Here is a 21,259-nt window from a genome sequence, read left to right on the forward strand (position 1 = left end):
AAAATAGTGCGCATTTAATCAATGTCTTATTTGATATTCATGAAACATATGCGTAACTTTATACCTGAGCATTATCAGTAGGCAGATTAAGGAAAGGAATCTATGGCTGACGTTTTGATTGTTGCGATTGTATTCAGTGCAATATTTGGTGGTGGTATCGTTAAGCTGGTTCTTAACCATCGTAAGGAAGTAAAAGCGTTAGAGATCTCTGAACGCAACCAGATGAGTGAAGAAGAGCGAAATGGTTTGAACAAGCAAGTCGCAGAGCTCAAACAGCGCGTTGAAGTATTAGAGCGCATCGTTACCGACAACAAATACCAACTTGATAAAGAAATTGCGTCCTTGTAATTCTGAATCAAGACGAAAGAGCCAGTTTAATACTGGCTCTGTTTGTATCCGTCCCTTAATCCCTAGAAAGCGAAGCAATGGATTACCGTTCATCAAAGAAGTCTTTATTTCGAATATACTTACTCATCAAGTGATAAGAAAAAGGGCGGATCAGCCAACTCACCAAAGACCGGCCAAGACGCATCAACGTTGGTGTGTTCTCGTAAATTCTACCGTTATAAAGCCAAAGCATTTTGCCCACATGCCAATAAAGAAAAGGCACCGGAGGCATAAAGGTGACAATATCGATGTCGCAACAGATGCGATAGGTTTTGTGTCCTAACTTGTATCTCTTTTTAAATGTCCAATCGCCAATGGCTGGTTGACCGAATGTGACGACTCGCTTGATGCTTTTCGGGTACTTTCTTTCGATATAATCGGCAAACACGCTACCAATTGCACCGCCCGATGAATGGCCAGTAATGGTAATACGCTTACCTTGTAGAATTAGAGGTACAATAGTGGCTTCTAATCGTTCAATTACACTCAAACCAAGACGATCTTCATTTCGAGAAGGTTGGCTTTCTTGAAATAACAAATGGTAGAAGCCTGCATGGATTCGATAGTTTAGCCCCAAGCGCTTGCAGCTGCGTGTCCACATCGCGAAGTTCAACAACCAATCGGTCATGCTATGCGAACCTTTAATTACCACGACGACTTCCGTCCGCTTCTTGCTCCATAAAACACGGATCATGGTTTTGCCAAACTCGTTTTTAATGATGCGCTGCCCATTAGGATCAAACCCATAGCGGGTCTGTTTAAAGACTCTGGGGTAGGCGAGATTACAAAGGACGGCGTAGCGTTCGTACTGATATCGTTTTAAAGGCTTCACATTATTTTTCTGTATCTTGGTCAACGTAAACTCTAGACGTGAAATATGAAAAATAAATGAAGATGAGAAATGAACAGAGGTTAGCGAAGCGTTTTTACTTAAGGGCTAGTGAAAGCAGAGTAATGCGTCAGTATTCATTCAATGTAGGAGGGTTTTGAAGTTTTTTGTTTGTGCAAGCAAGACCGGGATTAGGGAAGAAGCCATTCGCTGTGTATATGAATCGCGCAAAATGATCGTAGATTGTGCATGTGCGTCGTCTTTTTAACCATATGAATGAAAAAGACAAAATATCTGTTGATCTAAAATCTGAATCCGTTAAAGTACGCCTCGTTCTCGCGGCACAGGTCGCTAGAGCAGGTGGTGTTGCCATCGCATGATTGCGTTGCCCTGGTGGTGGAATTGGTAGACACAAGGGATTTAAAATCCCTCGACGTTCGCGTTGTGCCGGTTCAAGTCCGGCCCGGGGCACCATCCGCAAATTGAGTGCGTGGATTTAATATCCCGCCGTCGAGTTGACCGGCCGAGTGTCGGACCATCAATTCCGGCTCGGGGCACCATCTCTCGTAGAGTGAGATTTTTAAAGTCTCAGAGAACAAAAATCGGTAAGGCGCCTTGGCAGAGTGGCTATGCAGCGGATTGCAAATCCGTGGACCTCGGTTCGACTCCGGGAGGCGCCTCCATCTTCTCTTTAATACATAATCACTTCACTTAAGACCTCTGACCATTCACTCAATAAGTCAAAATTTAAGACGTTTGTTCATAAATTTACTCATCAGTAACCGATATTTATTGCGTCAAATTCGACGTAATCCTCATTTTCGACTTAACACCACAATTTTATGTTCCAGTTTTGCACATTCAACTCTATTAACAGAACGTTGTTAATTATAAACTTGGTGCATTACTAAAGGCTAATTGATAACATCATATGTAACGTATTGTTAATATATGACATTGTTAGATTTTGGCTCAGGACGAGCCCATTGTTGTTTTAGGGAGAAAAACACGTGTTTAGTCGTAAAAGCAGGCGAATGCTAGCCTTGGTGTTAAGTGCTGCGTCTTGTTCAACTTTCGCTGCTTCAATGGCCAGTTACCCAGAAGGGTGGCTCGATTGGCCTGTTGTAAAAGAGTCACAAAACCTACCAGCAGACACGGTTCTACCTCCAGATACCTCTCTTTTTATACAAGAATCTGTTCGAGCTTATAGCTGGATCAATAATGGTCAGGGTTCGCCACTGACGATCCGTGTGAATCCGAAAAAGATTGAACAGTACAAAACCCACGGACCATATACCGATGGTCCAACAGCCGTTGCCATTTCTGAAGTCGATGGCATAGTTTGGGTAACAGAGCACATTGGCGGTATGGCGATATACGGAAGTTATGATCGTCAAGGAAAAGACATTAGTCATACTCATCCATCTCTCGAACCTTCTTTTTGTCAAAGCTGTCATACGACCTATCAAGATATCTGTATCAACGGAACGTGTGCAGAGCCTGTCTTAGGTGTGTACAAAGACAAGTAGTAGCAAAAATGAGCACGCGAGTTTTTGGCTGGTTGACGATTAACCAGATGCTGTTTGCTTCGCATCTGGTTTTGGTGCTGTCGATCATATTGGGCTTGTCATTTACGCGATTCCAGAGTGAATGGGATATGCGAATTGAACACGCAGCGACCATGGCAAAAACTCATCTCTCTTCTCAAATGACGTTTCTATCTGGCTCCATTGCCGGGCGCAACTACGCCAACTTGATGATGCCATCCACCAAGGCGAATTTGAGTGCTATCGACGATCTGCTTTTCGTTGAGGTCTCGGGTGTATCGGATTACAAAACTCAAGAGGTGGCAGTTCGTTATCTCGCAAAAACCAACCAAGTATGGCGTATTGATGTTAGTGATTATGAAGTAGGTAGCCTAAAAGGGCAGAAACAGAACCTACTTCGCATGCTTTCAATGACTCCTAGCGGGGAGGAGATAAAGCGCAATAAGCTTCAATATCTGGTGAACAAAACCAGTGTCGATCTCGATGCGTTGTTAGATAGCCAGCGTTTAAACAGAGAAACCGAGTTGCCTTGGAACAAAGACGCTTTGCGTAACGCTGACTTTTATTACGATTCGGCCTTGTCGGTCTTGCATGTTTGCCTTCCACTGCGCAATAACAATGGTGGGTATATTTGGGCTGTTCTAGATGCAAGTCAGCTCGACAACATCAAACTGCACCTCATCAAAGAACTGAGTAGCGAAGCACTCATCGCGACTTTGATATCAATGATACTCATATACGTCGTCACGATGTGGATCGTCAGTCCATTAAAGCGCTTGTCTACTTCAATGAAGAAAGACATTGAGAAAATAGATCAATCCCATATTCCGGAAATCCGACGTTCTGATGAAATTGGTGAGTTAGCACGCTCATATTCTAGCCTGATCACCAAGATCAAAAATCAACTTCGTGTGCTTCGTCAACAAACAGATACTGATACGCTGACAGGGGTTGGTTCTCGGTTTTTGTATAAACGTAGCGCGCCGTTCTTTGTTCGAGATTCACTCAAGACTATGGAGTACGTCTGCTTTGTTCTGTGTGATATCGATAACTTTAAAAAGTTTAATGACACCTACGGTCATACCGAAGGGGATAACGCATTGTGTGATGTAGCCCAAGTATTCCGCTCGCAACTTGGTACGGATCAACCTTCTTATCGTTTAGGTGGCGAAGAGTTTGCTCTACTTGTTTATGGCAATAACCCCGAGGTTTTAAATTCAAAAGTAGAACGTTTAAGGCAAGCGATAGAAACGCTCGCTATTCCTCATGTTAAGAATCAACCATCTGGTGTCGTTACCATCTCTGTCGGAGCGGTACCGATAACACGTTCGACAGAAGAGCCAACCTTTGAATCTTGTCAGGCGGCATTAGAGCGTGCTTTTGAAATTGCAGATAAAAACCTATACACCGCCAAAGACACTGGCCGAAATACGGTGATCATGGCGAAGCCTATCCAAATTTAACTGGTATTTGTCCAGTTTTTCACCGGCCCACGCTGGCCAAACTAAATTCAAAAAATAGCAAAGAGAAAGGAGTCTCCATGCATCATATTGGGGAAGATAAACAGTTTTGCGGCTCACAAACACGTTTATGGGTGGATACTGATATCACCATTGGTCACAAGAGTGGTTTAAAGCCATGTGATGTCGATGACGGGTATGCACTGGGCTTGTTACTTCGAAGCCAAGAAGTGGATATTGTTGGAGTAAGCTCTACATTGGGTAACTGCGACGATATTGAAGTGGCGACTGAAATCGCACAGTCTTTTATCCAAAAGTTTGGTCCGACATATCTGAGTGTTTCAAAGGGAAGTGCAAGCTTCTTTGACTCTGCTGTGGAGGTTCCAAAAGCCGTTACCGATCTTGCTGAACAACTAAAACAAGAGCCTCTGACTATTTTGGCAATTGGTGCGTTAACCAATATTGCACTGCTGATTAAACATTACCCTGATGTGCTTCACAACATCGAAAAGATCGTTTGTGTTGCAGGCCGCCGCAGTACCGACCAGCATTTTGTCGCGAGCAAACATCAAACGCGTCCATTTCGCGATCTCAACTTTGAGGTCGACGAAGCGGCTTTCGAAGTACTTTTAAGTAGCGATGTACCTTTAACATTGGTTCCTTTTGAGGTGTGTGCGGATGTCTGGGTGAACTTTTCTGAACTAAGAGCCATGAGCCACGCCAGCAGTTTAAGCCACTTTCTGGAACAACACTCAATGATTTGGTGGACAGAGTGGAAACTGATCTTTGGTGCAAAGGAAGGGTTCATTCCTTTCGACATGGTTGCTGCAGCTTATGTGGTGAATCCAGAGTGGTTTGTTTCTCACTCTTGGAAGTCCAAGGTGGAGATCGCAGCAAGTGATACGGACAAACATAAAGAGAAAGCTTATCTGGTTTGCAACGAATCGATAGAGCAGGGACGAGTGGTCGACTATGTGGTTGAAGTATCGCCAGATGCTGAACCGGAAATGCTTAAGCGTTTAGCAGAGCGTGATATTGGCGCATTTGTACTTGGTTTATCTCATATCAACGTCATTGTCGATGATGTTGATACGGCGGCTGATTACTATCAGCGAGTACTCGGTTTTGAACGCGCACTTGATGCTCAGGGGCAACAAATGGATTACCGCGGCGTGAGTATGGCCGAGTTTAACCAAGATGCAGGTTTAGCTGGACAAGACGTCGTCGTTGACGTGCTGTTTGTGAAGCATCCTTATGCGTCGGTTTATCTGGAGCTGATGAAATACCATTCGCCTGTTGGTGCGACGGCTATACCGCCTCAACCAAGAACCTATGATCTTGGTGGTCCTCGTCATATTGCACTCGAAGTTTCCAACTGTGGTGAGGTATTTCGATACTTAAAACAACAAGAGGGGGTCACTATGATTGATGAGTCTAAAAGTTACCACCCAGAAAAATTGAATGGCTTCCCGATCACCTTTTTCTATTGGATAGACAAATACGGTATTCAATGGGAGATGGAAGAAGGGCGTAGAGTAGGGACATCACGCGGCATTATTTAACGCGAACCTATAAAATCCACTCAAATGTGATTAAAAAGCAAGCGGTTATTCGCTTGCTTTTTCTTTGTTATGAAGAAATGTGACAAATATGTTGAGTTCATTTCGGCTCGATTACATGAATTTTGTTTAAATTACGAAAGCAAAGGTTTAAACGCTGTTTAAAAACTGCTCCTACCCCTTTAGGGTAGTTTAATTCCGTAATTGATTTACATCATGTATTAATTTTCTTTCACAATTAACAATGCGCTCAGTGATAAGAACCTAACCCTTAGGAAGTACAATGAGCAAGTTGAAGCTAGTAGTCATCGGTAACGGTATGGTAGGCCACCGTTACATTGAAGACTTAGTCGAGAAAGCTGATATGTCTAATATGGACATTACGGTTTTCTGTGAAGAACCTCGTGTCGCATACGACCGTGTGCACCTTTCCTCTTACTTTTCTCACCATACTGCAGATGAACTTTCTTTAGTGAAAGAAGGCTTCTACGAGAAACACGGTATTAACATGCTGATCGGCGAGCGCGCGATTAATATCAACCGTGAAAACCGTATTGTTTATTCAAGCACAGGTCGTGAAATTAAATACGACAAGCTGATTCTTGCTACTGGCTCATTCCCATTTGTACCGCCTATCAAAGGTCATGAAAGCAAAGATTGTTTTGTTTACCGCACTATCGAAGATCTAAAAGCGATCGAAGCGTGTGCGAAGAAAAGCAAATCTGGTGTGGTTATCGGTGGTGGTCTTCTAGGCCTTGAAGCAGCAGGCGCGTTAAAAGCTCTGGGTGTGGAAACTCACGTGGTTGAGTTCGCACCAAAACTGATGGCTGAGCAGCTTGATCTTGCTGGTGGTAATCAGCTTCGTCAAAAAATCGAACGTATGGGCGTGAACGTTCACACCAGCAAAAACACGCTTGAGATTGCGGCAGAAGGCACAAACGCACGCAACGTTATGCGTTTTGCTGACGGTTCTGAGCTAGAAACAGACTTCATCGTATTCTCTGCTGGTATTCGTCCACAAGACAAACTTGCACGCCAAATGGAGCTAGAAGTGGCACCTCGTGGTGGTGTTGCTATCAACGACCATTGTCAGACTTCTGATGAGAACATCTACGCGATTGGTGAATGTGCGTCTTGGAACGAAATGTTCTACGGCCTTGTTGCTCCAGGCTACAAGATGGCGACAGTTGCTGTTGATCACCTACTAGGTAACACAGAAAGCAAATTCGAAGGCGCTGACATGTCTGCGAAGCTGAAACTGTTGGGCGTGAAAGTTGGTTCTATCGGTGACGCGAACGGTCGTACTGAAGGCTGTAAGAGTTACGTTTACCAAAACGAAGAGCAAGAAGTTTACAAACGTCTTATCGTTTCTGAAGACAACAAGAAACTGATTGGCGCGGTTATGGTTGGCGATACGTCTGACTACGGCGACCTGCTTCAACTTATGTTGAACGAAATCGACCTACCAGAACACCCAGATGCGTTGATCCTTCCTGCACACGCAGGCGCAGAGAAACCAGCACTAGGTGCAGACGCTCTACCAGAAAGCGCAGTGATCTGTTCTTGTTTCGACGTAACCAAAGGCAAGATCGCTCAAGCGGTTGCTGATGGTCACCACACATTGGGTGACATCAAAGCAGTGACTGGCGCAGGTACAGGCTGTGGTGGTTGTATTCCTCTCGTGACGTCTGTTCTAAATGCTGAGCTTGCTAAATCTGGTATCGAAGTGAAGAACGACGTGTGTGAGCACTTTGCATACTCACGCCAAGAGTTGTTCCACCTAATCCGCATTGAAGAGATCAAAACGTTTGATGAGCTTCTAGAGAAATACGGTAAAGGTTACGGTTGTGAAGTTTGTAAACCACTGGCTGGTTCTATCTTGGCTTCTTGCTGGGGTGAGCACATTCTTAAGCCACAACTGGTTAAGCTGCACGACACGAACGATAACTTCCTAGGTAACATCCAAAAAGACGGTACTTACTCTGTCATCCCACGTATGGCGGGTGGTGAAGTAACACCTCAAGCACTGGGTGCGTTAGCGAACGTTGCTGAAGAATACAACCTATACACCAAAGTAACCGGTGCTCAACGTATTGGTCTGTTTGGTGCTCAAAAAGACGATCTTCCAGAGATCTGGCGCAAGCTTATCGACGCTGGTTTCGAAACAGGTCAAGCGTACGCAAAAGCACTTCGTATGGCGAAGACATGTGTGGGCTCTACTTGGTGTCGTTACGGCGTCCAAGATTCTGTTGGTCTAGGTTCTTACATCGAGAACCGTTACAAAGGCATCCGTACACCTCATAAGATGAAGTTCGGTGTTTCAGGCTGTACTCGTGAGTGTGCAGAAGCACAAGGTAAAGACCTTGGCATCATCGCGACTGACGCAGGTTGGAACATGTACGTATGTGGTAACGGTGGTATGAAACCTCGTCACGCAGACCTACTTGCAAGTGACATAGATAAAGAAACGCTAATCAAGTACATCGACCGCTTCATGATGTTCTACATCCGTACTGCTGCGCCACTACAACGCACATCAGTTTGGATGGAAAACATGGAAGGTGGCGTTGACTACCTACGCGAAGTGATTGTTGACGACAAACTTGGCATCAACGCTCAACTAGAAGCTGACGTAGCGAAGCTTGTAGACGAGTACGAGTGTGAGTGGACTGCGACTATCAACGACGAATCACAACTGACTCGTTTCGCGCACTTCATCAACTCTGACAAGCGCGATGACAACGTTGTGTTTGTACAAGAGCGTGAACAGCACCGCCCAGCAACCTTCACGGAAAAACACCCTGAAGCGAAAGGCGACATCCTACACGTAGCGATCACTGAAGCATAAGGGAAGGTTGATTATGTCATTTGAAAAGATTTGCCAAATCAGCGACATCGTACCGGGCACGGGTGTTTGTGCACTGGTTGATGGTCAGCAAGTTGCGGTATTCCGCCCAACACAAGCAGAAGAAGTGCTGGCGATCAGCAACACAGACCCGTTCTTCCAATCAAACGTGCTTTCTCGCGGTTTGATCTGTGAGCACCAAGGCGAGCTTTGGGTGGCTAGCCCACTTAAGAAGCAACGTTTTAACCTGACAACAGGTGCGTGCATGGAAGACGAGCGTTTTAGCGTGAAAGCATACAAAACGCGCGTAACCAACGGCGAAGTAGAAATTTCTGCATAAGCTTGGTTTCTATTCCCTCCTCTAAGGGGGAGGGAATGAACCGAAATCTAGATTTAATAGGTAAAGGCTTTCCGTGGTTCATCTGCGGGGACAGGGAAGCTAGGTGTTACTCAGCGGCAAGCCTTTCTCTATTCAATCTTTAATTTTTAACTTTCACTTTTGAATAAGGACACATTCATGTCTACTGATTATAAGCCTGCAGAATTCGTTCAAACCATGATCAACGTGGGTGAAGCGAAAACCAACACTAGCACTCGTGATTTGTTACTTCGCGGTACTATGGCGGGTATCATCCTCTCGCTAGCGGTTGTCGTTGCAATTACCACTATGGTTCAAACCGGTATTGGCATCGTGGGTGCGCTTGTCTTCCCAGTTGGTTTCGTGATTCTAAGTGTGATGGGTTACGACCTAGTAACAGGTGTTTTTGGTCTAGCGCCTCTGGCTAAGTTTGCAAACCGTCCTGGTATCACTTGGGGTCGTATCTTCCGTTGTTGGGGTCTTGTAGGCTTGGGTAACCTTATCGGTTCTCTAATCGTTGCTTACCTAGTGGCTATCTCACTGACAGGTAACTTCTCTCTAGAACTGAACGCAGTAGCGAAGAAATTTGTCGCTGTTTCTACCGCGCGTAGCCTTGGTTTTGAAAACATGGGTATGGACGGATGGATCACGTGTTTCGTACGCGGCATCTTCTGTAACCTAATGGTGTGTCTAGGCGTTATCGGCAACATGACTGCACGTTCAGTGTCTGGCCGTGTGGCAATGATGTGGTTCCCAATCTTCATCTTCTTCGCGCTAGTATTTGAGCACACAGTAGTAAACATGTTCCTATTCCCACTAGGTATGATCCTAGGTGCTGATTTTGGTATCGCGACTTGGTTGAACTTCAACCTTGTCCCAACCATCCTAGGTAACATTGTTGGTGGTCTAGTGATGACTTGTATTCCACTGTACCTAACTCACGCAAAAACTGCGCCTTCTATCAATGCTGAACAAGAAGTAAAAGCACAACCTGCAATGGCTAAATAACCATTAACTGGTAACTCGCTTAATATGGTCCCGCTTCTGGATGGGCGGGACCATTCTCTAACTTGGATTTCAATTTTTAACTTTCGCTTTCGCGACATATTTATTGGTTTAGCTATAAAAAGTAATAACTCCTTAGAGTGGTTTTAGCCCTAAGTGCATAACGCGAGTGTTACTCTTTATATCTAAATTTTTTCGATAGGCGTTGATATGACTACTGTTAACTCATCTTTAAACAGCGGCTTTGTTTCTCTTGTTGGTGCCGGTCCTGGTGATCCTGATTTGCTCACAGTAAAAGGCTTAAAAGCCATTCAAGCAGCCGAAGTTGTGGTTTACGACCGATTGGTGTCGAAAGACATTCTAGAATTGGCTCACGCATCAGCAGAGATGATCTACGTTGGCAAGAAGTTGGACTTTCACTGCGTACCTCAAGATCAAATCAACCAAATCTTGGTCCAGAAAGCGCAAGAAGGTAAACGCGTTGTGCGTCTAAAGGGCGGTGATTCATTTATCTTTGGCCGTGGTGGTGAAGAGCTGGAAGAGCTGGCAGAATTTGGCATCAAATACGAAGTGGTGCCGGGTATTACGGCGGCGGCGGGTGCAACGGCTTATGCCGGTATTCCATTAACGCACCGTGACCATGCACAAAGCGTACAGTTCATCACGGGCCATGTACAAAAAGATGGGCGCGAAATTGAATGGCATTCATTAGCGCAATCTAACAACACGCTTGTGTTTTACATGGGTTTGAAACAAAGCGGTCATATCATGGACAAACTGATTACTCATGGCTTAGACCCAGAAATGTCATGCGCTATCATAGAAAACGGTACTCGTGAGGAACAACGTGTGTTCCAAGGAAAGTTGAACGAGCTATCGAACATGGCGGAGAAAGCAATCAGCCCTGCATTGATTGTGGTAGGCAGTGTCACAAAACTACACAACAAACTGGATTGGTTCGGCAAATCGTAAACGCCCTTATCGCCGGACATTAAATTGCACAGGGATTGCGTTTTTGCTGCATTTCCCTTTTTCGCATTGGCATTTCATCGATAAGATTGTTGATGAACTGCCAATCCGTTTGCGCTCCCCAACGGTGTTTTTCTTGGCCATCTTTGCCTAGTAGAATCGCGGTATGTTGACCTTTTTCAACTTCGTAAAGTGCGGCGAGCATCTTAAGGTCAAACTCTTCTTTCAACCAAGACGGCTCTGTATACCCATCTTCTGCAATGACGAGCGTTATCACGTCTCTGTCTTCAAGTTCACACTCATTCATTAGAGCCTCGAGCAAAAACTGTTTCACATGATTGTCGTTTTCTGGCGCAAAATATAAGACGCTGCGGTGTGGCCAATATTGAGAGTGGGCAGGGTAACCGAACGCGGCACTTGATATGAGGCATGAAAGCAACACGACTATAGTAGACTTGTTCATGGTTTCCCTCCTTGAAACGCGAAACACCGATTATCAGGTTATACGATAAGTTTAGTGGAATTAGTTCATTGTGCTTTGGCGCAAGTTCGCTTAGGGTATGGCACAAACAAATAAGGCATAGAACTCGATGAATTCGGAAAGCAAACAAAAGATCGCCATCTTGGTTGATGTGCAGAATGTGTATTACACCTGCCGCGAAGCGTACCGCAGCAATTTTGATTACAACCAGTTTTGGTATGTTGCGACACAAGGGAAAGAAGTGGCGAGTGCAAAAGCTTATGCGATTGCGAGTAATGACCCGAAGCAGCGTCAATTTCACCATATCCTGCGTGGTGTCGGCTTCGAAGTCATGCTTAAACCGTTTATTCAGCGACGTGACGGCAGTGCAAAAGGCGATTGGGATGTGGGTATTACACTGGATGCCATCGAGGTAGCACAAGACGTAGATGAAGTCGTATTGGTCTCTGGTGATGGTGATTTTTGCTTGCTGGTTGAGCGAATTCAGCAGCGCTTCAATAAGAGAGTCACAGTGTATGGCGTACCTAGGCTTACGTCGCAAACCTTGATCGATTGTGCCGATAACTTCGTCGCCATCGATGAAGACTTTCTTCTCTAATCTCGCCCAGCTGTATAGCTTCGAGAATCAAAGAAAGGGCGAGTCACTTCAGGCTGTACGTAAACGTACAATGACTCGCCCCAAAATATTAAACGTGATTTATGATGGGATGATCATTTGTCCCAATAAGTAACCCAAGCAGCACGCCCCAATCACACCGATTAAACCTACCGACATGAAAGAGTGGTTGAAGTACCATTTACCAATCTTCGTTGTACCTGAAGTATCAAAGTTCACAGTCGCGATATCTGAAGGGTAGTTGGGAATAAAGAAGTAACCGTAAACGGCAGGCATTAAACCGATAAGTAGCGCAGGTTCCAAACCAAGGCCCAAACCAACCGGTAGCATCATTCGTGCTGTCGCCGCTTGAGAGTTGACCACAACCGATACGATGAATAGTGCAAGTGCGAAGGTCCAAGGGTAGCTAGTTACCATTTCAACGATGCCAGATTTAAATTGAGGCATTGCGTATTGGAAGTAGGTGTCTGACATCCATGCGATACCGAAGATCGCAATCGCAGCCACCATACCGGATTTGAAGACCACGCCGTTCGGAACATCACGTGGATCGGTTTTTGTCGCAAGCAGAATGATACCGCCGAAGCAGAGCATCATCATTTGGATAACCACCGCCATACTGATTGGCTTGCCGCCGTCGACAATAGTTCGAACTTCCGGCCACATAGCAATCACTACAATCACGAGAATCGACAGAATGAATAGCAATACTGAATTACGTGCGCTTACGGGCAATATTTCATCGAGCGAAGTTGCGGTTGTATTCAGGATTTTGTCTCTCCAAACCGGATCTTTTAGACGTTCTTGGTATTCTTCATCGTCTTCAAGTTCTTTACCGCGTTTTAAGCTGTAAAGGGACATCAGCAAAGTACCGAACAATGTGGCAGGCACAGTAACGAGTAAAATAGAAAGTAGGGTGATCTCGTGTTGGATATCAGACAATTGTGCAAGGTAGTAAACCACTGCTGCTGAGATTGGTGACGCAGTGATCGCGATTTGAGAAGCAACCGATGCCGCTGCCATTGGGCGCTCAGGACGAATGCCGTTCTTCAACGCTACATCACCAATGATTGGCATGATTGAGTAGACGGCATGACCTGTACCTAATAAGAAAGTCATAAAGTAAGTGACAAATGGCGCAATTAAGGTCACGCGTTTTGGGTTCTTACGCAGCACACGCTCAGCGACTTGCAACATGTACTTTAAGCCACCAGCCGCTTCTAAGATTGACGCACAAGTGACCACCGCAAGGATGATAAGCATAACGGTGACAGGTGGGGAGGTAGGCGGCATTTTAAAGATAAAGACTTCAATCACCAAACCAATACCAGAAACGACACCAAGACCGATGCCGCCATACCGTGAGCCGATATACAGCATCACGAGTAAGAACATAAACTCAAGATACAACATGTTTAATTTCCTTATTAGAAACAGGGATTTCTATTGTTTCGATATTCAAGGAAAAAATACTTAGCTTTGTTCACATTCCGTTTTATAGGAAACAGCAATGTCCAATTATTGGGATTAACTCACGCTGAGCAGCATCAGTGTTAATGGTGCATTGAAAGGGTGTTGTGGGAATGTTTGAATCGTCCGTGTCTAAGGTTAAACCTGACTATTTTGGTGCATTGATCTGACCCATGTTTGTTTAAATTTCATCCTATGTGGCTGTTGGCTTGAGTTTGGACTTGATAAAAACAAGAGATTCTTCTTATTGATCACTTGCACAGAGCGGCGAATCATACTGATAACTATTTGCATTCATTTTGATGCTTGAGTATAACTGCTTTCAAATAAAAACATCAGTAAACAAGTAAGCACAGCCATGTCCGAGCAATTCTTCCCACAACTATTTCATTACTCCAAAGAGGTTACGCCTTATTTACATGGCAGTATTGGTGCAATTGAAACTGATGCTATCCATATCGACAATGATATCAATCCAATCGTTCAAGGACTCTATCAAACGCTCTCAGAGGCGCACCCAGAAGCGGGTAAGGCGTATTGGCTTACGCGAACATGGGACTTACTGTGTTGGCAACCGATGTTCGTGGCGTTCATCTCTATTTATGGCTTTCACACGCTACCTAACCTAAGAGGCATGGGGCAATACGTTCACTCCGGTTTTGTCACGGGGTACCGTTTCCCTGATGAACAACATGTTCACGGGGAAATCGAGGACTTAATAAAAGAAGCGGGTGGGCAAATACGTGAGGTTTACGACTTTTACCAAACCCAAATGAGCGAATGGACAAGAATTCGCCCCGGATTTACTCAACAATTGATGTCTGATGGCGTTATGTCTTGCTTACTACGACTACAAAAAAACTTTCCGCAATTTACTAATGAGATGATTCAAGCCCAAGCCAATTTGTGGTTAGAGGCGCTTGGATTGAATACGACTAACGTCTCGTCTTTGTATAATGTAGGCGAAGAGCAGCCACTAAAATTAGTACGCAAGAGCTGCTGTCTGGTTTACAAATGCGAAGGAAGACAACTCTGCGAAGACTGCCCAAGAACGGATAAAAATAAACAGTTAATCAGATCGAGAAACATGCAGGGCTAACATATTGATAACATATGTAACAATGCTCGATATGTGAGTGCGAATGAGTATTATTATCACCTCTTTAAGTTTATAAAAAGATAAAGACAATGATAAAAAGGAAGTTTTCTCTTAATCTCATCATGCTCGCGATGAGCAGTGGCTATGCAGCACAGGCCCTCGCTGACCAATCTATTCTTCAACAGGAAAATGCCGACGAGCAAATGGTGGTCGTAGGTAGCGTTGTTCCTAAATCCATTTCGGATATACCCGGCACTGTTTGGTTTGTCGATCAAGAACAAATTTCTCAACAATATCGAGCGGGTAAAACGCTGGGTGATATTCTCTCTGCGACAATTCCGTCATTGGACGTTGGTACCGGCGGAAGAACCAACTACGGTCAAAACTTACGCGGCCGAGCCATGCTTGTGATGATAAATGGGGTGTCGCTGCAATCTTCTCGCCCAATCAGTCGTCAACTTGAAGCCATAGACCCATTTAATATTGAACGAATTGAAGTGCTTTCAGGGGCTACATCGATTTATGGTGCTGGCGCGACAGGTGGTGTGATTAATATCGTAACTAAGAAAGCGGCTTCTGAAGATCTTGCATTTGAGTCTTTTGTTAGTGGTACATCGGGTTTTAACAGCAGTGAAGACTTCGATTACAAAGTCGCACAGTCTATTTCTGGTGGCAACGAAAAAGTCACAGCGCGTGGCGCTGTCGTGTACAGTGAAACGCAAGGTTTTTACGATGGGAACGGTGACATTGTCACACCAGATATCTCTCAAGGATCACTTCAGTACAATTCGACGCTCGATGTCATGGGGTCAACAGAAATTCAAACGTCTGAAACTAGCCAGCTTAACCTTGTTGCTCAGTATTACGACAGCCAGCAAGATTCGCCGTATGGTTTGTACATTATCGGGCGCGACTTTGTGGATGTACGTAAAGGGTTTGATTCAGATCGTGAACACGGCACAGAGCGTTTGCTCCTGAGCGCTAGCTACAGCCATGACGCGGTATTTGGCCATCAGTTAATTGGTGAGCTTTCTTACCGTAATGAAGACCAGACGTTTACTCCATACTTCCAAAGTGCATCTCAACAAGAAACCGAAGTATTTACTGGTCGTTTAGCGTTGGCGAAGGCTTGGCAATCTTTCGATTTAGTTTATGGGGTAGATGCCTATCTAGACCGATTTGACAGCAATCAAGCACTGTTTGATCCCAACATTGCAAATGACTCTGGCAACCTGATAAATAAAACATACGCCGAAGTCGGTCGTTACCCTGGTGTCGACGTGTCTTCTTATGCGTTGTTTGTTCAAGGTGACTACCAAATCAATCCGGATTGGTCTGTACAAGCTGGTTATCGCTACCAATATATGGATAACAAGATTGATGACTTTGTCGCCTACAGCGCACAGAAGAAAATTGCGGCGGGCGCAGGAACATCTGCCGATTCTGTACCGGGTGGCAGTACTGATTATTCGGTAAGTCTGTTTAACCTAGGCACGATTTATCAGATCAATAATGAATCGCAAGTTTGGGCGAACTTCTCGCAAGGTTTCCAATTAGCAGACCCCGCGAAGTATTATGGTCAAGGGACGTACGAAGCGGTCGATGCAAATGGTCATTATGCATTGCAAGACAGTATTAACGTCTCTGATTCAAAAATGTCTGGTATTAAAACAGACAGTTATGAGATTGGTTACAGACTGGATAAAGACACGCTCTCATTACAAGCAGCGGGTTACTATTCATTATCCGACAACTCAATCAAGTACGATCGTAACACACTTTTGATTACGAATGTCGATGACGAACAACGCGTCTACGGTGCTGAAGCGAACATCAACTACTGGGTGACTGGCGATATTCTCGTCGGTGCATCTGGTCACTATGTGGTGTCTGAGCTAAAAACTGACGGCAAATGGGAAGATTTAAATGCAGGCAAAGCAAGTACATCAAAGGCGAATGCTTGGGCGGCTTGGTATCAAAACGACTACGCGTTACGCCTACAGAGCCAAACCATGTTTGATTATGAAGATGATGCCAATAACAAGTTAGACGGCTACACAACGTTTGATCTATTGGGTAACGTGACGCTACCTATGGGTCAGTTAGGATTCGGAATCCAAAACTTATTTAACGAGGATTACACCACGGTGTGGGGACAACGTGCGCAAATCCTGTATGCGACTCACTATGAGTCTTCTGCTTATGACTACAAGGGAAGAGGCCGTACGTTCACGCTTAACTACAGCCTTGAGTACTAAACGTCAGTATTCGAAATACAAATAAGCACGTTAAATTTGGATAAAAAAAGCCGCGTTATGCGGCTTTTCTTATTTAAGCTTCATCAGTGGTTTGCGTTTCAGCCACATTTTCAGACGTTTGTTCTGCCGTCTGGTTTTGCTCTTCAGCTTCCATCTTCGCACGCTCTGCTTTTGAGATGTAGCGAGGCTTGTTGCTCTTATGAAGCTTTGCATTTTGTTTTTTCAACTTCGCTTTTAAGATCGAGTTGATTTTCTTCTTGCGGTTCATGGTGTTGGTCCTTTAATTTAGCGGGGCAGGATAGTGATTTTTCCACCAAGTTACAAGCCTAATGGATTCCTTATGAAAACACTTATTACAGAACGCCTGACACTTCGCCTTGTTAGTGTAGATGATGCCCCGTTTATTTTAGAGCTCTACAACCATCCTGACTTCTATCGCTTCGTTGGAGACAAGCAAATACGCACTGTTGAAGAAGCTCGACGCTACATCCAAGAAAACATGCTCCACATGCAAGAATCAAAAGGCGTTAGCTTGCTGGTGGTTGAAACGAAAGCCGACAAACAACCCATCGGCATTTGTGGCTTAGTGAAGAGAGACACCCTGACGGCATTTGATATCGGCTATGGATACCTACCTCACGCCTACGGGAAAGGTTACGCCATCGAAGCTGCCACAGCCGTGGTAGAGTTTGCTCGTGACAGCATGAAGATAGAAAACTTGGTGGCGATCACCAATAATGACAATATTCGCAGTATAAGTTTGCTAGAAAAATTAGGTTTTCAGTTTGAACGTATTGAGCAGACTTACGATAATGGTCGAACTTTACAACTCTACACCATGACGCTGTAATCAAAGGGTGAACAATGAGCGACATTTTACTGGGCAAACTCGCCACTGAATTTAAAACCGTCAAAGCCATGGTAGAGGTCTATTGCAAATATCACCATGGTACGAAAGGTGAGTTGTGCGCGGAATGTCGTGAATTATTAGAATATGCAGAAGTGCGCCTTGATCGTTGTCCTTACGGTGAAGACAAGCCTACCTGCAACAAATGTCCAATTCACTGCTACCAACCAGCCCCTAAAGAACAAATGCGCTTAATCATGCGCTATTCCGGGCCTCGAATGTTACTCAGGCATCCAATCTTAGCGATTCGCCACTTGGTGCATGAGAAACGTGAGGTTCCAGAAAAGCCTGCTCCCAATGCATCGAATCGGCACAGGAGAATGAACAAATAAGAAAACGAGGACACTAGGTCCTCGTTTCAGATTGATTTGGTCAGGATTTTACAAACCCGCAGCCATTTGATGCTTTGATTTTGTTGCAGCGATGAGCATGTAGATGCAAGTCGCAAGCAAAGCCGCAAAAAGATAGCCTAGCAAGCCGTGCATTTGACCCATGAACTTGTCTGCTACCACAGGACCTGCCACTGAGCCAACACTGTAGCTGAACAGCATAACTTGCGTCGCTGACACAATGAAACGCTCTTCTAAGCCTTCACAGCCCAAGTTAATCGCAATTGGGTATAGTGCAAAGGTTGCCATGCCCAATAGGAACAGAGCTACTGCTAGAACCACCGCTGACGTTGAAACAAATGTCAAACCGATAGAGAAAATACCCAAGATACAGAAGAACGCCATCAATACTGTACGAGCCATGTATTTGTTTAGCGTGGTCACCATAGGTTGAACCAACATGCCGCCAAGGATGACAAGTGCCATTAAGGTACCAATGTCTTGGTGGCTGATTTTACGGTTTGCTAGCTCGACTGGCATTAAACCGTAGATCGCGCCCAAGGTAAGGCCAGAAACGATACAACCAATGATCGCGGCGTGGCTTAGCTTAGAAATTTGTTTAAACGATAGTGCGGTTGATTCATGGCTGTTTGGTTGCTCGCAATCAATGAACAGTAATACTAGCATTGCCATTAGGATCAACGTTGTGATCGCTACGAAAGGCACACCGCCGCTTACGCCCAGGATGCCAATACCAAATTGACCAAGTGCCGAACCTCCGTATAGAGAAAGCATGTACAGGCTTAAGCGTTTTGCACGAGATGACTCATCGCCAGACATTAGCCATGATTCAACAATCACAAACACGCCAGCAACCGCCATACCAGCGATAAAACGCGCTACGAGCCATACGATTCCATTTGGAATCATTGGTAACGCAACAATCGTTAGAGAGAAAGTCGCCAGACAGCCAACGAAGGCTTTGCGGTGACCAACACTTCGCACTATACGCTCAAAGAAGATGGCACCAACTAATAGGCCGCCATAGAACACACTCGCCAACCAACTCGCGTAATCAGCAGAGATGTTGTATTCACCAAGCATGAGCGGAATCAAACTCATCAAATAGCCTGATGCCACTGCATAAAGAGACAGTGCTACGACAGGAACTGTGACTCGTGGTGATGCTGCGGGAACGACTGTGTTTTCCAATGTTTTGCGCCTATAAGTTAAGTAAAATTCAGGGGTTATTCGGCGCGAATATGAGGCTAATTAATAGGCAAGTAAAACGATATATTTGAGTCGTTTCGACAAAAGATATTTATCGAAATTCTATGAAGAAAAGCTGCATAAAAACGCCAGCCTGAGAGCTAGGCCGGCGAAGAAGTTTATTTGTTAAGTGCTTGATTTAACCACTGATCGAATTGAGTTTTCGGTAAAGCTCCGTTGATCATATCAACGCGTTGGCCATTCTTGAAAACCATGATGGTTGGGATACTACGAATGCCGAACTGAGCAGCCAATTGTTGTTGAGCTTCCGTATCAATCTTGACAAAACGAGCGGTTCCGGCCTGTTCTTGTGCGACATCCGAGAAAACAGGTGCAAAACCAACACATGGATTACACCATGGTGCCCAGAAATCGACCACAACTGGCGTCTCACTTTGTAGTAATGCAGAAAAATTATCGATAGTGCCTTCTACTGGCGCGCCATCAAATAGGGCATTCTTACATTTGCCACAATTTGCTGATTCAGCGACTCGCTCATTAGGGACACGATTTAAACCGCCACAAGACGGGCAACGAGTTTTAAACGATGACATGACTTCTTCCTTTATGACAACTTGATGAAAACATGACTTACCAGTCAGCCTCATTATTTGTATACTTATTTTTTAACCTGTCGAAATACGATATGACAGGTTTGTATTTGGACCTGAACAGGTTCTAAGAAATTTCATTAAAATACAACAATAAATAGGTCTGCGATGACAAATTACTACGCTGAAATTACTGGCTGGGGAAAATGCCTTCCACCAGCTACGCTCTCTAACGACGACCTTAGCACTTTCCTTGAAACTTCAGATGAATGGATTCGCACCCGTACTGGTATTGAAAACCGTCGCATTAGTCACGTAAATACGTCAGACATGGCAACGGTAGCCGCGCAACATGCAATGGCACGTGCTGGTGTAGAAGCGAGTGACATCGACCTTATCATTGTTGCGACATGCTCTCCTGATTCTCTTATCCCAAACATTGCCTCTAAGGTGCAACAAAATCTTGGTATTCGCTCTGCTGCTGCGTTCGATTTAAACGCGGCATGTACGGGTTTTGTCTACGGTCTTGAAACTGGCACGCGTTTGATTCAATCGGGCAACTACCGTAATGCGATCATCATTGGTGCTGAACGTCTTTCTTTCTACATTGACTGGGCAATGCGTGATACTGCGGTATTGTTCGGTGATGGTGCTGGTGCAGTAGTTCTGACACGTACAGAACAAGAAACCGGTCTTCTACAATCACAAATTGGTTGTGATGCAAAAGGGCGTGACATTCTCGCTGTTCCAAAGTTTGGTACATGCATGGACCGTTTTGCTGAAGACAACGGTTACTGGGATTTCAACTTTGTGGGTCAAGAGATCTTTAAACGTGCAGTTAAAGGCATGGGCTTAGCCGCGAAAACCGTATTGAAAGCATCTCAACTAACTACTGACCAAATTGATGTGGTTATTCCACACCAAGCGAACATCCGCATCATTCAAACCTTGTGTGACCTTTCGGGGATCCCTCAAGAAAAAGCGTTTGTTAACATTCAAAACTACGGCAATACATCGGCGGCGACGGTGCCAATCGCGCTATGCGAAGCACTAGAGCAAGGCCGCGTCAAGCCAGGGGACAACATGCTACTTGCAGCATTTGGTGCAGGTTTAACATGGGGGGCTGCGGTGCTTAAATGGGGTGACCGCGTCACGCCAGTTGCTGAGAGCGACGCTGTATTACCACCATCAGATAAGTCAGCTCTTGAACTGCTAGAGCGTGCTATCAAGCTTTGTAATGAACGTCCACGTGGCGAAGATGCTTAAGCCAGTTGGTTAAATAGTGGCAGTTCATGAAAACTGAAACACAACAAAGGGAGC

General features: G+C 44.9%; 20 protein-coding genes and 2 tRNA genes. 16 read left to right on the plus strand and 6 right to left on the minus strand.

What is annotated here, in order from left to right; all coding sequences use genetic code 11:
- Positions 1 to 102 precede the first annotated feature (102 nt).
- Entirely contained in the window at positions 103 to 348 is a 246-nt protein-coding gene (locus tag C1S74_RS21985; RefSeq protein ID WP_038874046.1) for a hypothetical protein, read from the plus strand.
- 82 nt (positions 349 to 430) lie between these two features.
- On the opposite strand, the gene C1S74_RS21990 is transcribed toward C1S74_RS21985, so the two are convergent.
- Positions 431 to 1,219, minus strand: a complete 789-nt coding sequence (locus tag C1S74_RS21990) for a lipase family protein (protein ID WP_039976569.1) — start codon at positions 1,217 to 1,219, stop codon at positions 431 to 433.
- Between the two features lie 384 nt (positions 1,220 to 1,603).
- Between C1S74_RS21990 and C1S74_RS21995 the strand changes: the two genes are divergently transcribed.
- From C1S74_RS21995 to cobA, 9 genes are all read left to right on the plus strand, one after another.
- A tRNA-Leu gene (locus C1S74_RS21995) sits at positions 1,604 to 1,690 on the plus strand.
- A 135-nt stretch (positions 1,691 to 1,825) separates the two neighbouring features.
- Positions 1,826 to 1,899, plus strand: a tRNA-Cys gene (locus C1S74_RS22000).
- 351 nt (positions 1,900 to 2,250) lie between these two features.
- The gene (locus C1S74_RS22005) at positions 2,251 to 2,745 is read left to right on the plus strand and encodes a hypothetical protein (protein WP_045401672.1); all 495 of its coding nucleotides are present in this window, start codon (positions 2,251 to 2,253) and stop codon (positions 2,743 to 2,745) included.
- 128 nt (positions 2,746 to 2,873) lie between these two features.
- A complete protein-coding gene (locus C1S74_RS22010; protein ID WP_341871628.1) occupies positions 2,874 to 4,226 on the plus strand; it encodes a sensor domain-containing diguanylate cyclase in 1,353 nt (450 codons plus the stop codon).
- A gap of 77 nt (positions 4,227 to 4,303) precedes the next feature.
- Positions 4,304 to 5,785: a nucleoside hydrolase gene (locus C1S74_RS22015; RefSeq protein ID WP_045401674.1), complete on the plus strand. Its 1,482-nt coding sequence runs from the start codon at positions 4,304 to 4,306 to the stop codon at positions 5,783 to 5,785.
- Positions 5,786 to 6,065: 280 nt separating this feature from the next.
- Positions 6,066 to 8,630: a nitrite reductase large subunit NirB gene (gene nirB, locus C1S74_RS22020; protein WP_045401678.1), complete on the plus strand. Its 2,565-nt coding sequence runs from the start codon at positions 6,066 to 6,068 to the stop codon at positions 8,628 to 8,630.
- Between the two features lie 13 nt (positions 8,631 to 8,643).
- Positions 8,644 to 8,967: a nitrite reductase small subunit NirD gene (gene nirD / locus C1S74_RS22025; RefSeq protein WP_005387969.1), complete on the plus strand. Its 324-nt coding sequence runs from the start codon at positions 8,644 to 8,646 to the stop codon at positions 8,965 to 8,967.
- Positions 8,968 to 9,144: 177 nt separating this feature from the next.
- Entirely contained in the window at positions 9,145 to 9,993 is an 849-nt protein-coding gene (locus tag C1S74_RS22030; RefSeq protein WP_045401681.1) for a formate/nitrite transporter family protein, read from the plus strand.
- 207 nt (positions 9,994 to 10,200) lie between these two features.
- Entirely contained in the window at positions 10,201 to 10,962 is a 762-nt protein-coding gene (cobA, locus tag C1S74_RS22035; protein ID WP_045401683.1) for a uroporphyrinogen-III C-methyltransferase, read from the plus strand.
- Positions 10,963 to 10,981: 19 nt separating this feature from the next.
- On the opposite strand, the gene C1S74_RS22040 is transcribed toward cobA, so the two are convergent.
- Positions 10,982 to 11,422, minus strand: coding sequence for a DUF4174 domain-containing protein (locus tag C1S74_RS22040; RefSeq protein ID WP_045401686.1), 441 nt, complete (start codon positions 11,420 to 11,422; stop codon positions 10,982 to 10,984).
- A gap of 127 nt (positions 11,423 to 11,549) precedes the next feature.
- On the opposite strand from C1S74_RS22040, the gene C1S74_RS22045 reads away from it, so the two are divergent.
- Positions 11,550 to 12,038: a LabA-like NYN domain-containing protein gene (locus C1S74_RS22045; RefSeq protein WP_038865790.1), complete on the plus strand. Its 489-nt coding sequence runs from the start codon at positions 11,550 to 11,552 to the stop codon at positions 12,036 to 12,038.
- Between the two features lie 99 nt (positions 12,039 to 12,137).
- On the opposite strand, the gene C1S74_RS22050 is transcribed toward C1S74_RS22045, so the two are convergent.
- Positions 12,138 to 13,469 carry an anaerobic C4-dicarboxylate transporter gene (locus C1S74_RS22050; protein WP_045401689.1) on the minus strand — a complete coding sequence of 444 codons (1,332 nt, stop codon included), beginning with the start codon at positions 13,467 to 13,469 and terminating at the stop codon, positions 12,138 to 12,140.
- Positions 13,470 to 13,884: 415 nt separating this feature from the next.
- Between C1S74_RS22050 and C1S74_RS22055 the strand changes: the two genes are divergently transcribed.
- Positions 13,885 to 14,625, plus strand: coding sequence for a siderophore ferric iron reductase (locus C1S74_RS22055; RefSeq protein WP_045401695.1), 741 nt, complete (start codon positions 13,885 to 13,887; stop codon positions 14,623 to 14,625).
- Between the two features lie 89 nt (positions 14,626 to 14,714).
- Positions 14,715 to 16,883: a TonB-dependent receptor gene (locus tag C1S74_RS22060; protein WP_045401698.1), complete on the plus strand. Its 2,169-nt coding sequence runs from the start codon at positions 14,715 to 14,717 to the stop codon at positions 16,881 to 16,883.
- Positions 16,884 to 16,956: 73 nt separating this feature from the next.
- Here C1S74_RS22060 and C1S74_RS22065 read toward each other — a convergent pair whose 3' ends face one another.
- Complete coding sequence (locus C1S74_RS22065) at positions 16,957 to 17,151, minus strand: DUF2986 domain-containing protein (protein WP_038865783.1); 195 nt, start codon at positions 17,149 to 17,151, stop codon at positions 16,957 to 16,959.
- Between the two features lie 72 nt (positions 17,152 to 17,223).
- Here C1S74_RS22065 and C1S74_RS22070 point away from each other — a divergent pair, with 72 nt between their 5' ends.
- A complete protein-coding gene (locus C1S74_RS22070) occupies positions 17,224 to 17,733 on the plus strand; it encodes a GNAT family N-acetyltransferase (RefSeq protein ID WP_045401700.1) in 510 nt (169 codons plus the stop codon).
- A gap of 14 nt (positions 17,734 to 17,747) precedes the next feature.
- Entirely contained in the window at positions 17,748 to 18,122 is a 375-nt protein-coding gene (locus tag C1S74_RS22075) for a nitrous oxide-stimulated promoter family protein (RefSeq protein ID WP_045401703.1), read from the plus strand.
- Positions 18,123 to 18,170: 48 nt separating this feature from the next.
- Here C1S74_RS22075 and C1S74_RS22080 read toward each other — a convergent pair whose 3' ends face one another.
- Together C1S74_RS22080 and trxC are read right to left on the minus strand one after the other, a co-directional pair.
- Positions 18,171 to 19,331 carry an MFS transporter gene (locus C1S74_RS22080; protein WP_045401706.1) on the minus strand — a complete coding sequence of 387 codons (1,161 nt, stop codon included), beginning with the start codon at positions 19,329 to 19,331 and terminating at the stop codon, positions 18,171 to 18,173.
- Between the two features lie 176 nt (positions 19,332 to 19,507).
- Positions 19,508 to 19,942 (minus strand): thioredoxin TrxC, encoded by a 435-nt coding sequence (trxC, locus tag C1S74_RS22085; RefSeq protein WP_045401709.1) that lies wholly within the window; start codon positions 19,940 to 19,942, stop codon positions 19,508 to 19,510.
- Between the two features lie 165 nt (positions 19,943 to 20,107).
- Between trxC and C1S74_RS22090 the strand changes: the two genes are divergently transcribed.
- Positions 20,108 to 21,205: a ketoacyl-ACP synthase III gene (locus C1S74_RS22090; RefSeq protein ID WP_045401712.1), complete on the plus strand. Its 1,098-nt coding sequence runs from the start codon at positions 20,108 to 20,110 to the stop codon at positions 21,203 to 21,205.
- The last annotated feature ends 54 nt before the right edge of the window (positions 21,206 to 21,259 follow it).

The organism is Vibrio hyugaensis (assembly GCF_002906655.1).
GTDB lineage: Bacteria > Pseudomonadota > Gammaproteobacteria > Enterobacterales > Vibrionaceae > Vibrio > Vibrio hyugaensis.